A 12,529-nucleotide genomic window follows, 5' to 3' on the forward strand; every position below is an offset into this window, starting at 1 on the left:
TCATTGTTAGATCATGTCCAGATGGTCTTCGTTGAGCGCGAACAGGCCGTTGTCACCGCCGCTGGGGACCATCGGGAAGACGTTCTCCCCGGGGTCGATGTGGGCGTCGATGACGCTCGGGCCGTCGTAGTCGCGTGCTTCCTGTATCGTCTCCTCGACGTTCTCGTAGGATTCGAGCGTGAACCCGCGTGCGCCGAAGGCCTCAGCGAGCTTGTCGAACTGCGGAATCCACGGGTACTCCGAGGCCATCCGGCGGCCCTCGTAGAAGCCGTCCTGCCACTGCCGGACCATCCCGACCGCCTCATTGTTGAGGACGACGTAGGTGATGTCCAGTTGCTCTCGAACGGCGACGGAAAGGCCCTGGACAGTCATCAGGAACGAGCCGTCGCCGTCGAAGCAGACGACCTCCTGGTCCGGGGCGGCGAGTTTCGCGCCGATAGCGGCGGGCACGCCGTACCCCATCGTCCCGAGACCATGCGAAGACACCCACGTGCGGGGTTCGGTGTACTCCCAGAACTGGGAGGCCCACATCTGGTGCTGGCCGACGCCGGTACAGACGATGGTGTCGTCAGGTGTCACGTCCGAGAAGCGCTCGACGACGTACTGCGGCTTCAACGGCTCGTCGTCGGGCGTGTCGTACTCCATCGGGTACTCGTCTTTCCAGGTCTGGCACTGGTCGCGCCACTCGTCGGCGTCCGGTGCGCGCGGCATCGCATCGAACAGCTGCCGCAGCACGTTCCGGGCGTCCCCGATGAGTGGGTAGTCAGCGTAGACGTTTTTGCTGATTTCGGCGGGGTCGATGTCGACGTGGATGACCTCCGCGTCGGGGGCGAAGGAGTCGACGCCCCCGGTCAGGCGGTCGTCGAAGCGCGTCCCGATAGCCAGCATGCAGTCGGTGTTGCTAATCGCCATGTTGGCGTAGCCGGTGCCGTGCATCCCGGCCCATTCGAGCGAGAGTTCGTGGTCTTCGGGGAAGGAGCCGATACCGGGCATCGTCGTGATGACCGGAATCTCGTACTCCGTGGCGAACTCACGGAGCGCGTTCGAGGCGTCAGCCTTGATGACGCCGCCGCCCGAGAGGATGACCGGGCGGTCGGCAGCGGCCAGTGCCTCTGCGGCTTCCTGAACGTTTTCGTCGTCGGCTTCCTCGGGCACCTCGTAGGTCTCCGGCGTCTCCGGCGTGCCGGGTTCGACCTCGGTCTCGCCCTGCGTCACGTCCTTCGGCAGGTCGACCAGCGTCGGTCCCTGCCGGCCGGCGTCGGCAAGCGCAAACGCTTCGCTGACATCGTCGCCGACTGTATCGGAGTCGGCGGCGAAGTAGCTCTCCTTCGTGATGGGCTGGGTGATGCCGACCGTGTCCGTCTCCTGGAAGGCGTCGTTGCCGACGAACTCCGTCGGGACCTGGCCGGTCAGTGCGATGACCGGGTCCGAATCCATGTTGGCGTCGGCGATGCCGGTCACGAGGTTCGTCGCGCCGGGCCCGGACGTGGCGAAACAGACGCCGGGGTCGCCGGTGACGATGCCGTACGCGTCTGCCGCGTGTGAGGCCCCCTGTTCGTGGGCCATCGTGACGTGGTTGATGTCTGAGTCGTACAGCGCGTCGTAGACGGGCATGATCGCGCCGCCCTGAACGCCGAAGACGTAGTCTGTCCCGGCGTTTTCAAGCGCACGGATGACCGATTGTGCGCCCGTTGTGACCGGGTCCGGTTCGGTTTCTGGCTCCGTGTCGTCCTCTTCCTTGGGGACGGATGCGCGTTCGCTCATCGTGTTAGCCCTCCGTCTGTTCGTGTTCGGGGTCGATACCGCGGTGATGTGTGTGCTGCGTGCATGACTGATGACTCTGTGGTGGTATGACGAATCGATTCGGCCGGGGGTGAAAAGGTGAAGAGAGGGGCTATAGTGCCCCTACAATACGCACGCCGAGAATAGCGGTCGCGGTGCTGGCGGGGGTTCGAACCTGTTGTCCAGCAGCCGCGGTCATCACACCCGAATGCAGTTCGTCCCGAATAATAAACGTTCTGTGATAGCTGTTGGCGGGCAGCCGCTCGAAACCGGGTACTCACCGGTGGCTGGTCACTCGTAGTGACGGCCGGAAGCGAGGTCATTGGCCTACGCCCGGACCTCCTCGCTCTCCTCGGTCACGCCGATCTCCTCGGCGAACCGTTCGAGCACCGACAGGGTGACCTGTTCCTCCGCGCCGTACTCTTTGACGCGGCGGGTCACTTCTCTGACCTCCGCCTCGGTCGGGTCGTAGCCCGCGTCGACGAGCCGCTCCCGAACCGAGTGGGCCCCGGTGTGCTTGCCGAGCACGAGTTCGCGCGTGGCCCCGACCATCTCGGGGGTCATGACGCCCGGCTCGAACGTGTCGGAGTTCTCGATGACACCGGCGGCGTGGATGCCGCTCTCGTGGGAGAAGGCGTTGCGCCCGACGACGGGCTTGTTCGCCGGCACCCCGATGTCGGATTTCTCCTCGACGATCCGCGACAGCTCCGTGATGCGGGTGGTGTCGATTCCGGTGTCGACGTCGTACAGCGACTCCAGCGCCATCACGACCTCTTCGTAGGCCGCGTTGCCGGCGCGTTCGCCGATGCCGTTGACCGACACCTGCGCCTGACTGGCTCCGGCTTCGAAGCCGGAGATGGCGTTGGCCGACGCCAGCCCGAAGTCGTCGTGCGTGTGCACGTCGATGTAGGCGTCGGTGCAGTCGTCGACGATTTCGATGAGGTCGTAGAACCGCCGCGGCGTGGCGACCCCACACGTGTCCGGAATGTTAATCCAGTCCGCCCCCGCCGCGGACGTGGCCTCGATGACTTCGACGAGGAAGTCCTCGTCGGTCCTCGTGGCGTCCATCGGCGAGAACATGCATTCGACGCCCGCATCTTTGATCATCTCGACACAGTCGACGGCAGTGTCGAGCGCCTCTTGACGGGTCGCGTGCATGGAATCCTGCAACTGTACATCCGACGTCGAGACGAAGGTGTGGACCATGTCCACACCCGAATCCAGAGCCGCCTCGATGTCTTTCTCGACCACGCGCGCCAGTCCGCAGGTCGTCACTCGCGTGGACTCAGCGATATCGCGCACTGCCTCGAACTCCGCGTCGGAGTTGACGGGGAACCCGGCCTCGATGACGTGGGTCCCCATCTCGTCGAGCAGCGCGGCTATCTCGCGTTTGTCCTCGTAGTTGAACGACGTACGTGGTGACTGCTCACCATCGCGCAGCGTGGTGTCGAAAATCCGTGCGTCTGTAATCTCAGACGTGGAATCCAGTGTGCCCTGGAAGAACTCGATCCGCCGGAGATTCCGACGTGCCCTCGTTGTTGGACATAAGCACCCGTAACTGGATGCTTCCACTATTTATACTTGTCCATAAGGCGGTGGCACGTCCACACGGCACACAGCTGCAAGCCGGGTATTGCAGCCAGCGCGACTGCCGCGCGTCAGACAGGTGGGGAGGATTTTTGCTCCGTCCGCGCATGGATGTGGCTATGAGTGATTTCGAGGGCCTGGACCTGCAGGCCGTGGAGGACCAGATGGACGAAGACCGTGACGGGGCCGGCAGCAACCGCGTCGTGCTTGGGGTCCTTGATGGGTCGGAGCCGCCCGAACAGTGGATTCAGACCATCGAGAGTGGGTCAGTGCTGGTTCTCAACGTCGAGGGCGATCTGAACGAGCTCGCCGCCGGATTCGCCCGCCCGGTCCGGGAGGCCGGTGGCGAACTGATGCACTTCCGTGGGTTCCTGATTGTGACGCCACCGGGAGTCAGCATCGACTCCGAACGCCTAGATTGAGCGCCAGAACAGCCGGTCCCCACCGAGCAGTCCTGTCGCGGGCGATGCGTTTCTGCGGCCATTCGCCGAACCCGAAGCGTAGCGATCTTGATCGACACCACCACAGTTAGCACGACCGTTCAGGGGGAGAGCAGGCGCTGTAACAGTCCGTTCCACGCTCGAATGCCGTGGTTCCACGCTTGCCAGTAGGTGTCGAAGAACCGGGACGCTCCACAGTCAGTGTGGCTCGGTCTGGTCGCAATCTGAGCGTGGCATTCCGGGCAGCGATAGTGCGTGCTACCGCGTTGCTCGACCACGACCCAGTCACCGTCGTACCTGCTCTGGTGCCCACAGTCCGGACAGAACAGTGTCGCCTTTGTAAGGCCACCGTGCTCGGTCCGGGAGTCAGTTGGGGACATCCTCACTTAGACGGTGGCTATCGACTGGAAAAGAACCTGCCTATGAGGGGTCTATACGGCTACTAGTACAGGGGAGGTCATTATATTCGCGTCCAGCGAGTGTCTCCCCCGGTACCGCTAGTCGGCCGCGCCGACACCCGCGGCTACCTGCGCGGATACCAGCGTCAGGTAGTGGCCGTCCGGGTCCCGGATTCGGACGCCGTCATCGACCGACGTGACCGCAAGCGCGTCGTCGGCGACCTCCCTGGCCGTCGATTTCGGGTCGTCAGCGACAACGCCGAAGTCGACGTGGACACCGCCGCGGGCGTCGGCGATGCCCAGCCGCGGCGACCACAGTTCCAGATCGAGTTCGCCAGTCGAGAGTCTGACCCGGCCCTCGTCACGGCCGTCGTCGACCACCTCGAACCCGAGCGTGGTGTAGAACTCCATCGCCGAGGACAGCTCCTCGGCTTCAAGGACGAGTTCGAACAGGCCCGTGACGCCAGTGCCGTCGATCGCACGCTCCCCGAGTTCGACGCAGTTGCCCTCCGGGTCGTAGAAGTACAGCGAGCGCGCGTCGCCGAAGGTGTGTTCGACCAGGTCGAAGCGCTCGTCCAGCCGGTCGTACCAGTCGTCGTACTCCCGCTCGGGGATTGTCAGTGCGTAGTGCGTGTGGAGCCCACCGCGCGGCACTGTTCCCGGTGCACGGAGTCTAAGCTCGGTATCGCCGGCCGCGAGTACGGCTTCATCTGGCCCCTCTGAAACGATGTCGAGCTCCAGAAAGGCCTCGTAGAACGCTGTGGCACGGTCTGGATACTTCACTTCTAGCGTGAGCCAGGCGGGCGATGAGAGCATAATCGGCGCTTCGACCGCCACCGACAAAGCCGCTGTGGACCCGTTTCGGGAGCGAAACAACCCCAGCACGCGTGTTTCCCGTTCTCGACCATTTATTCACCTCAGGCTCGTACGGAAGCGTATGCCAATGAAAGGCCAGGGCGAGGCAACGGAGTGGCTAGAGACGAACCGCTGGGAGCGCGGCGTGAGCTACATTCCGTATCCCGACGAAATGATGGTCCGGGCGAGTCACGTTCTCGAAACGGAAGCCGGTGTGTTCGTCGTCGACCCGATAGACGTCGACGGTATCGACGAGCTATTCGCTGAGTTCGGCGCGGTTGCCGGCGTCGTCATTCTGCTGGATCGGCACAAACGTGACAGCGCCGCCGTTGCAAACCGACACGACGTATCAGTGTACATCCCCGACTGGATGTCTGGCGTCGAAGAGGATATCGACGCGCCGGTCGAACGCATGCATCGACAACTGCCGGACACGGACTACGGCGTCCACAAGATAATCGATAACACGTTCTGGCAAGAAGCCGCGCTGTATGGCGATGCAGACGACACGTTAGTCGTCCCCGAAGCGGTCGGGGCGGCGGACTACTTCCTCGCCGGCGACGAGCGGCTCGGCGTCCACCCGATGTTGCGCCTGTTCCCGCCGAAGAAGCTCAGCCGCCTCGACCCCGAGCGAGTACTAGTCGGACACGGAGAGGGCGTGATGGAGGACGCCGCTGAGGCCATCGCCTACGCACTTCGCGGGTCTCGCGGCCGGACGCCGGGGCTGTACGCGAAGAACCTCAAGTCGCTCGTGCTCGGCTGAACCGGGGCAAGCGACGCCGTTTTACCCGGGCCGTGCGAAAGAATGGCGTGGTCTACGTCACACGCGGACTCGTCGAGACGCTGTTACGGCTCGCCAGCGAGGCCGAACCTGACGACGTGACGATTTCGCTGGCCGTCACACCTGCAGGGGACCTTCCCGATGCGGACCTACCAGACGAAACACCGGTATTTACTGACTTCTACCTCCCCTCAGCCGGGGCCTCCGTGAAGGCGGTGTTCGGCGTTGATCTGGGGACGCCGGCCGGCCAGACGCAGGGCCGGTTCGTCTCCCATCCCGACGGCTACATGGGAGTCAGCAAGACCGACGACCTCCACGAGGTGGTCTTCGTCGGCATCCCGCCGTGGGATATCGACGCCTTCGGGGCCTTTGACAGAGCCGGGCAGGCACAGGAGATTACGGTTCTCGACGTCGAACCGCCCGAGAAGTATCCGCAGTAGCGGCCCGACTACTCCAGATAGCCCAAGTCCCGCAACTGGTCGGTGATATCCTGAAACTGTGCTTCGGTCAGTTCTCCTTCCCGCTGGTGTTCGACGACGATACTCCGGAGCAGGAACCGAACGAGGTCGGACGTACTGGAGAAACTCGTCCCTTCGATAGTCTCTTCGACGCGCTCCGCGAGGTCCTTCGGGATGGATACTGTGGTGTAGTCAGCCATATCGGGACGGAGGCGGGCCGTCGGGATATGCGTTATGTCCCAGTTCAGCGCGGGTCCGTCGCCTCAGTGTCGAACTGGCCCATCGTCGCGTGATTGGTCGGCGAGAACATCTTCGGCGCATGGCGGGACCGGGACTGGTCGTCCGCGCTGTCGAATGGCAGCGTGGTTGTCGGGTACGAGTCGTCGTTTCGAGGGGTCGTGATTCGTGTTGTCATCCTGGGGGTGGTGTCGGCCGGCGTCTGTGGTTCGTGGGCAGTGCAGTGTGTGGGTCGCGTGCGGGGCGTACGTCGGATACAAGCATTGGGTACCACCACCTTTTGCCCCATCCATCATAAATGTTCATGATGTAGGTGTGGAAAATACTGTCTCATGGTAACAAGTGTTTTGGTAATAGGTAACACAGCGTTGGCCAGTAGCCAGATTACAACTGCTACCGTGCCTCTCGCGTCTGTTCGACTGCTTCAGACGACGAACTGAATCTCGTACTCAGTCAGGTTTTCGTATCCGTCGGGGGTGACGACGGCGATGTCCTCGATTCTCACACCACCCACGTCGGGATCATAGAGGCCAGGTTCAATGGTGACGATGTGCCCGGGTTCGAGCTCCCCCCCGTTCGGTGCCAGCCGTGGAAGCTCGTGGACATCCAGCCCGACGCCGTGGCCCGTGCTGTGGATGAACCCAGTCTCCGTTCGGTCGTCGTCACGCAACGTCGGCTCGCCGGCGTCCTCGTACACGTCACAGACAGCGTCGTGTACGTCTGCACCGGTCGCGCCGGGTTCCAGCGCGTCGAACGCAGCGTCCACCGCGCGTTCAGTGAGGTCGTACCACTCACGCACCGTCTCGCTTGGCTCGCCTTTGACGAACGTCCGCGTCATGTCGGCGTGGTACTTCGTCATCTTGTCCTGTGGGAAGATGTCGATGATAATCGGCTCGTGAGCGAGGAGCGGCCCGCTCCCGCGGTCGTGAGGGTCCGCAGCGTCCGCGCCACAGGCGACGATTGTTTCGTCCAGCGAGCAGCCGTTGCGGAGCAGCGTCACCTCGATCTCCTCTTTCACCCGCTCGCTCGTCAGCGTCTCGCCGTCGACTTCGAGCGTGTCATCTTCCGCAATGTCCGACGCGTCAAGCAGCGACTCGGCCGCCGCCATCGCCGCTTCGTTTGCCCGCTGTGCCGTCCGGATGTGGTCGACTTCCGTCTCTGTCTTCGTCGCTCTGATCTCCGTGACGATGCCGTCAGTGTCGGCCGTCACGTCGACGCCGCGTGCGCGCAGGCCGTCCGCGGTCCGAAGGGGGAACCGCGGCGGCACGGCCACGCTCTCGACGTCGTAAGCCGCGAGGAAGTCCGCGAGGACGTGCGAGACCGCTTCGTCCGGGCCGTACTCCTCGACTTTCTGCTGGTGGTCGAAGTCGACATACCGTTCGACAGTCTCGGCCCGCGACTCGCGCTTGGCTCGGCCGAACTCCAGACTCCGTGGGAAGAGAAGGCGTGTCTCACCGTCGTACAGCGTGATGAACGGGTCCGGCGCGTCAAAGCCCGAAAGATAGTACTGGTCTGACACCTCGGAATCCGCATCGAGAAGGTAGCCATCGACGCCGGCATCGTCGAGATATGCGTCCAGTGCTGAGAGAGCAGGTTCCATACGTGTCAGATTGGCCCCCATCCCCATATACGTCTCCCACTGCGCCGCTCGGCGGCCCGACATATGGCCACGAATACCATACCGATGCAGTTTGGCCGCTCATTTATTGACGTTCCAGCCCCTCAGTTCTAGTAATGAGTGACTTGTCCGGTGAAGACGTGACCGTTGTCGGTGGCGGCATCGGTGGGCTCTCCGCCGCGTGCTACCTGGCGGACGCAGGCGCGGACGTCTCGCTACTGGAGAAAAACGAGCAACTCGGGGGCCGCGCCTCCCGGCTGGAGGTGGATGGATTCCGGTTCGACATGGGGCCGTCGTGGTATCTGATGCCCGACGTGTTCGAGCGCTTCTTTGCGTACTTCGGCAAGGAGCCACGCGACTACTACGACCTCCAGCGGCTCGACCCGCACTACCGTATCTTCTTCAAGGACGGCGACCAGATCGACGTGACCGGTAACAACGACGAGATGCGCGAGAAGTTCGAGGCGTACGAACCTGGCGCGGGCGAGGCGTTCGAAGAATATCTGTCGACCAGCGAACGCCACTACGAGACGGCGATGAACAAGTTCGTCTACAAGGACCGCTCGAAGCTCCGTGACTGGGTCGACCTCGACGTGATGACCGCCGCCCCGGTCGGCCTCCAGCTCGTCGGCTCGATGCAGAGCCACGTCGAGGACTACTTCGAGCACCCGAAGCTCCAGCAGATAATGCAGTACACGCTTGTCTTCCTCGGCGGCTCACCTCGAACGACGCCAGCGCTGTACAACATGATGAGCCACGTCGATTTCAACCTCGGCGTGTACTACCCCGACGGCGGCGTCGGTGCAGTCGTCGACGGTCTGGTCGAACTCGGCGAAGAACTCGGCGTCACCTACGAGACCGACGCCGAGGTCGCGGAGATTTCCCGACGGAAGGAGGGATTCCTCGTCGAGACGGTTCATGGCGAGACGACCCACCCCGACGAAGTGGTCGTCAACGCCGATTACGCCCACGCCGAGCGTGAACTCCTCCCGGACCACGAACGCCAGTACGACGACGATTACTGGGACGACAAGACGTACGCGCCGTCTGCCTTCCTCATGTACATGGGCGTCGAGGGTGACGTGGAGCCGCTGGAACACCACACACTCGTTCTGCCGACGGACTGGGACCCTCACTTCGACGACATCTTCGAGGAGCCGGCCTGGCCCGACGACCCGGCCTACTACCTCTGTGTGCCCTCGAAGACCGATGACACCGTCGCCCCAGACGGGCACTCGAACCTGTTCGTGCTGGTCCCGATTGCGCCGGGACTGCACGACGGCGACGAGATACGTGAGGAGTACCGCGAGAAGGTGCTGGCCGACATCGCCGACAACACCGGCGTCGACCTGCGCGACCGCATCGTCTACGAGAAGCAGTTCGCCGTCTCCGACTTCGGTGAGCGGTACAACGCCACGGAGGGAACGGCCCTCGGTCTGGCCCACACGCTCCGCCAGACGGCCCTGCTGCGGCCCAACAACCGCTCGTCGGCCGTCGACGGCCTCTACTTCACGGGGTCGTTCACGACGCCCGGCATCGGCGTGCCGATGTGTCTCATCAGCGGCGAACACACTGCAGAGGCGCTCATCGAGGATATCGCCTGAGTAATGCCCGAACTTCCGACCGACCGCATTACCGCCGTTATCCCGCCGGAAGAGACGCTCGTGGGCTACCTGTTGCGCCTCTCCCGGCCGCGGTTCTGGCTGTACCTCGGTGGCCCGGTCATCGTCGGCGTCAGTTATGCGGCCGACGGCCCGGGCGAACTGTTCTCGCCGCTGGCTATCGCGCTGTTTCTGTACTTCACCATCCCCGGGAACGTGTTCCTGTACGGCGTCAACGACATCTTCGACGCCGACATCGACGAACACAATCCCAAGAAAGACGAGGGCCGCGAGGTCAGCTACCGCGGGGACAGCGCTGTCACGGCCATCGTCGTTGTCAGCGGCGCGCTCGCGTTGCTGTTTATGCTCGGGCTGCCGACGCTCGGGGTCGTAGCCCTGCTCGCTTGGATTGCGCTCTCTGTCGAGTACTCGGCCCCGCCACTGCGGTTCAAAACGACGCCCTTCCTCGACTCCATCTCGAACGGCCTGTACATCCTGCCCGGCGTCATCGGCTACACCGCTATCGAAGGCGTCGCCCCACCGGCGACGGCGGTGGTTGGCGCGTGGCTCTGGGCGATGGGGATGCACACCTTCTCGGCGATTCCCGATATCGAACCCGACCGCGAGGCCGGTATTCAGACGACGGCGACGTTCCTAGGCGAGTCAAACACCTACTACTACTGCGTGATGTGCTGGCTCATGGCGTCGTTCGCGTTCAACTTCACGCACTGGGTCTTCGGCCTGCTACTGCTCGTCTACCCCGGCCTCGTCTTCGGGATTCTCGGCGTCGGCGTCGACATCGACGAGGCCTACTGGTGGTACCCCGCGATCAACACCATCGTCGGCATGGTGTTCACGCTCATCGCGCTGTGGGTGATGCTGTATGGGTAGCGGCAAAGACCGGACGCGACCGGGCTGGACGCTCCCGGAGACAAAGACCGACGCGACCGCGCAGTTCGACCAGTTCGTCACCGAGAACCGGTTTACCATCGCCGTCGTCTTTCCGCTCGTCGGCGCGGTCACCCTGCTTGCCAGCGCTGAGGGAGTCCTGCCCGATCCGCTCGCGTTCAATCCCTACTTCGTCCTCTTTGGCACGTTCGTGATGCGATTACCCCTCGTGGCCGGCGTCTTCCCGCTCGTGGACCGCCGGGCCGGGCTGGCGCTGGTCGCGCTGACGCTGTATTCCTACGGCATCGAGCTTGTCGGTGTCAGGACCGGGTGGCCCTACGGCGAATTTACCTACGGTGTCGACCTCGGTCCAATGTTGCTCGGTGAGGTACCGTTCGGCCTCCCGGTCTTCTTCTTCCCGCTGGTCCTGAACGCTTACCTGCTCGTCTTGCTGTTGCTCGGCAACAGAGCGGCGTCAACCGCGGTTCGGCTGCTGGCGACGCTTTCGACGGTCATGCTTATCGATCTCGTACTTGATCCGGGTGCCGTGGCCATCGGGTTCTGGACCTACGAGGTGCCCCAGTTCTACGGCGTTCCGTGGCAGAACTACGCTGGCTGGCTCCTGTCGGGCTCGGTTGCCGTCCTGCTGTTCGACCTCGGGTTCGACCGTGCGGGGCTCCGACAGCGGCTCGAAGCGTGTCCGTTCATGCTCGATGACCTGGTGAGCTTTGTCCTGCTGTGGGGCGGTATCAACCTCTTTTACGCGAACTGGGTGCCGGTCGGTATCGCCGCGCTGCTGGGAGCGGGCCTTCTCTGGACGGACCGCTTTGACTTCGACCTCTCGGAGACTCGGGTCGGCCGTGCCGTCTGGCGGTGACGGTCTGCAGGCTCGCTGCCGCGCTGCCGACGACGCTGCGACAGCCAAGCGTTTAAGCAACCGCGTAGGAAGGTGGACGTATGGAGCGAATCCCGTTCGGAATCCGCCAGCTCGACTCCATCATCAACGGTGGGGCACCCGCCGGGAGCGTCGTCTTGCTCTCCGGCGAGGCCGGTGCTGGCTCCCGGGAGTTCATGCACACGAGCGCGCTCATCAACGGGCTCGAGCAGGTGGACGGGGAGCTACACGACCTCTACTACGGCGACCGCTCGGCCGACGCCGTCGCGCCGGAGGAAGTCCATTACATCTCCTTTACCGCAAGCGAGACACAGCTGGTCAGCGAGATGCGGCTGGCGATGGACGACAACGTAGTCGAAAAAGGGAGCAAAGCGGTCGAGTTCCACGACCTCTCGGAGCGGTATTTCCATATCAGCCCCGTCCCTCGGGACTGGTACGCAGACGAAACCGCGTCGATTACCGACCTCCGGGCGCGCCACGAGCGAGAGGACCTGCTCGGCACACTCGGGATGGTTCTGAACGAGGTGGCGGCGAACAACCTCGTCATCATCGACTCGCTTTCGGACCTCGTCAGCGCCATGGGTGAGGAGATTGACTGGGCGGACATCAGCTCGCTCGTCCAGGGGCTCCAGAAGGCGGCCCATCAGTGGCGCTGTCTGCTCCTCTTGCACATCAATCCCGAGACGCTGTCGGCGGTTCGATACGGGCAACTCGTCGACGCATCCCACGGAACGATGGAGTTCGCGTGGGAGTCCGGCGGCTCCACCCGGGCTCGAACCCTCGTCGTTCAACAGTTCCGTGGCGTCCTCTCACAGATCGAGGACGAGGACATCGTTCAGTTCGAGACGGAACTGGGCGATGCCGGCTTCGATATCAGCGACGTCCGCAAGATTCGATAGCGATAGTCGGCGGGACAGCCGGCAGTAGCTGTCGGCAGGGAACAACGAGAACGGCGCTTCGGAATCGCTTCAACTCTCGGTATCTGAAAT

General features: G+C 63.4%; 14 protein-coding genes. 7 read left to right on the forward strand and 7 right to left on the reverse strand.

The window, feature by feature from the left end; genetic code table 11:
• Positions 1-6: 6 nt before the first annotated feature.
• The gene (gene ilvB / locus DVK00_RS08295; protein WP_121577565.1) at positions 7-1,764 is read right to left on the reverse strand and encodes a biosynthetic-type acetolactate synthase large subunit; all 1,758 of its coding nucleotides are present in this window, start codon (positions 1,762-1,764) and stop codon (positions 7-9) included.
• Positions 1,765-2,109: 345 nt separating this feature from the next.
• Positions 2,110-3,354 (reverse strand): LeuA family protein, encoded by a 1,245-nt coding sequence (locus tag DVK00_RS08300; protein ID WP_101349702.1) that lies wholly within the window; start codon positions 3,352-3,354, stop codon positions 2,110-2,112.
• 134 nt (positions 3,355-3,488) lie between these two features.
• Here DVK00_RS08300 and DVK00_RS08305 point away from each other — a divergent pair, with 134 nt between their 5' ends.
• On the forward strand, positions 3,489-3,791 hold the full coding sequence (locus DVK00_RS08305) for a DUF5779 family protein (RefSeq protein ID WP_121577566.1): 303 nt from the start codon (positions 3,489-3,491) through the stop codon (positions 3,789-3,791).
• Between the two features lie 119 nt (positions 3,792-3,910).
• On the opposite strand, the gene DVK00_RS08310 is transcribed toward DVK00_RS08305, so the two are convergent.
• Together DVK00_RS08310 and DVK00_RS08315 are read right to left on the reverse strand one after the other, a co-directional pair.
• Positions 3,911-4,189: a hypothetical protein gene (locus tag DVK00_RS08310; RefSeq protein ID WP_121536697.1), complete on the reverse strand. Its 279-nt coding sequence runs from the start codon at positions 4,187-4,189 to the stop codon at positions 3,911-3,913.
• Between the two features lie 117 nt (positions 4,190-4,306).
• Positions 4,307-5,023 (reverse strand): VOC family protein, encoded by a 717-nt coding sequence (locus DVK00_RS08315; protein ID WP_121536850.1) that lies wholly within the window; start codon positions 5,021-5,023, stop codon positions 4,307-4,309.
• A gap of 127 nt (positions 5,024-5,150) precedes the next feature.
• Here DVK00_RS08315 and DVK00_RS08320 point away from each other — a divergent pair, with 127 nt between their 5' ends.
• Positions 5,151-5,825, forward strand: a complete 675-nt coding sequence (locus DVK00_RS08320) for a hypothetical protein (protein ID WP_101351413.1) — start codon at positions 5,151-5,153, stop codon at positions 5,823-5,825.
• A 47-nt stretch (positions 5,826-5,872) separates the two neighbouring features.
• Complete coding sequence (locus tag DVK00_RS08325) at positions 5,873-6,283, forward strand: hypothetical protein (RefSeq protein ID WP_101349698.1); 411 nt, start codon at positions 5,873-5,875, stop codon at positions 6,281-6,283.
• An 8-nt stretch (positions 6,284-6,291) separates the two neighbouring features.
• On the opposite strand, the gene DVK00_RS08330 is transcribed toward DVK00_RS08325, so the two are convergent.
• The 3 genes from DVK00_RS08330 to DVK00_RS08335 all read right to left on the reverse strand — a co-directional run bounded on the left by DVK00_RS08330 (position 6,292) and on the right by DVK00_RS08335 (position 8,138).
• On the reverse strand, positions 6,292-6,501 hold the full coding sequence (locus DVK00_RS08330) for a ribbon-helix-helix domain-containing protein (RefSeq protein ID WP_004593281.1): 210 nt from the start codon (positions 6,499-6,501) through the stop codon (positions 6,292-6,294).
• Positions 6,502-6,545: 44 nt separating this feature from the next.
• Positions 6,546-6,716 (reverse strand): hypothetical protein, encoded by a 171-nt coding sequence (locus DVK00_RS21675; RefSeq protein WP_198560224.1) that lies wholly within the window; start codon positions 6,714-6,716, stop codon positions 6,546-6,548.
• Between the two features lie 246 nt (positions 6,717-6,962).
• Positions 6,963-8,138, reverse strand: a complete 1,176-nt coding sequence (locus DVK00_RS08335; protein ID WP_101349697.1) for a Xaa-Pro peptidase family protein — start codon at positions 8,136-8,138, stop codon at positions 6,963-6,965.
• Between the two features lie 134 nt (positions 8,139-8,272).
• Here DVK00_RS08335 and crtD point away from each other — a divergent pair, with 134 nt between their 5' ends.
• The 4 genes from crtD (at position 8,273) to DVK00_RS08355 (ending at position 12,439) form a co-directional block, all read left to right on the forward strand.
• Positions 8,273-9,760: a carotenoid 3,4-desaturase gene (crtD, locus tag DVK00_RS08340; RefSeq protein ID WP_121510897.1), complete on the forward strand. Its 1,488-nt coding sequence runs from the start codon at positions 8,273-8,275 to the stop codon at positions 9,758-9,760.
• Positions 9,761-9,763: 3 nt separating this feature from the next.
• A complete protein-coding gene (locus DVK00_RS08345; protein WP_101349695.1) occupies positions 9,764-10,648 on the forward strand; it encodes a prenyltransferase in 885 nt (294 codons plus the stop codon).
• Positions 10,641-11,522 carry a bisanhydrobacterioruberin hydratase gene (cruF, locus tag DVK00_RS08350; RefSeq protein ID WP_101349694.1) on the forward strand — a complete coding sequence of 294 codons (882 nt, stop codon included), beginning with the start codon at positions 10,641-10,643 and terminating at the stop codon, positions 11,520-11,522. The genes DVK00_RS08345 and cruF overlap by 8 nt, the downstream gene beginning before the upstream one ends.
• An 80-nt stretch (positions 11,523-11,602) precedes the next feature.
• A complete protein-coding gene (locus tag DVK00_RS08355) occupies positions 11,603-12,439 on the forward strand; it encodes an HTR-like protein (RefSeq protein ID WP_121577567.1) in 837 nt (278 codons plus the stop codon).
• Positions 12,440-12,529: the final 90 nt, after the last annotated feature.

This window comes from Haloarcula sp. Atlit-47R (genome assembly GCF_003665985.1).
Taxonomy (GTDB): Archaea; Halobacteriota; Halobacteria; order Halobacteriales; family Haloarculaceae; genus Haloarcula; species Haloarcula taiwanensis.

What these genes read in the sequence shown, in the direction of transcription:
- DVK00_RS08335 (WP_101349697.1), bottom strand. Translation starts at nt 8,138, where the DNA reads ATGGAACCTGCTCTCTCAGCACTGGACGCATATCTCGACGATGCCGGC.
- crtD (WP_121510897.1), top strand. Translation starts at nt 8,273, where the DNA reads ATGAGTGACTTGTCCGGTGAAGACGTGACCGTTGTCGGTGGCGGCATC.
- DVK00_RS08310 (WP_121536697.1), bottom strand. Translation starts at nt 4,189, where the DNA reads ATGTCCCCAACTGACTCCCGGACCGAGCACGGTGGCCTTACAAAGGCG.
- DVK00_RS08305 (WP_121577566.1), top strand. Translation starts at nt 3,489, where the DNA reads ATGAGTGATTTCGAGGGCCTGGACCTGCAGGCCGTGGAGGACCAGATG.
- DVK00_RS08345 (WP_101349695.1), top strand. Translation starts at nt 9,764, where the DNA reads ATGCCCGAACTTCCGACCGACCGCATTACCGCCGTTATCCCGCCGGAA.
- DVK00_RS21675 (WP_198560224.1), bottom strand. Translation starts at nt 6,716, where the DNA reads ATGACAACACGAATCACGACCCCTCGAAACGACGACTCGTACCCGACA.
- ilvB (WP_121577565.1), bottom strand. Translation starts at nt 1,764, where the DNA reads ATGAGCGAACGCGCATCCGTCCCCAAGGAAGAGGACGACACGGAGCCA.
- DVK00_RS08320 (WP_101351413.1), top strand. Translation starts at nt 5,151, where the DNA reads ATGAAAGGCCAGGGCGAGGCAACGGAGTGGCTAGAGACGAACCGCTGG.
- DVK00_RS08355 (WP_121577567.1), top strand. Translation starts at nt 11,603, where the DNA reads ATGGAGCGAATCCCGTTCGGAATCCGCCAGCTCGACTCCATCATCAAC.
- DVK00_RS08330 (WP_004593281.1), bottom strand. Translation starts at nt 6,501, where the DNA reads ATGGCTGACTACACCACAGTATCCATCCCGAAGGACCTCGCGGAGCGC.
- DVK00_RS08315 (WP_121536850.1), bottom strand. Translation starts at nt 5,023, where the DNA reads ATGCTCTCATCGCCCGCCTGGCTCACGCTAGAAGTGAAGTATCCAGAC.
- cruF (WP_101349694.1), top strand. Translation starts at nt 10,641, where the DNA reads ATGGGTAGCGGCAAAGACCGGACGCGACCGGGCTGGACGCTCCCGGAG.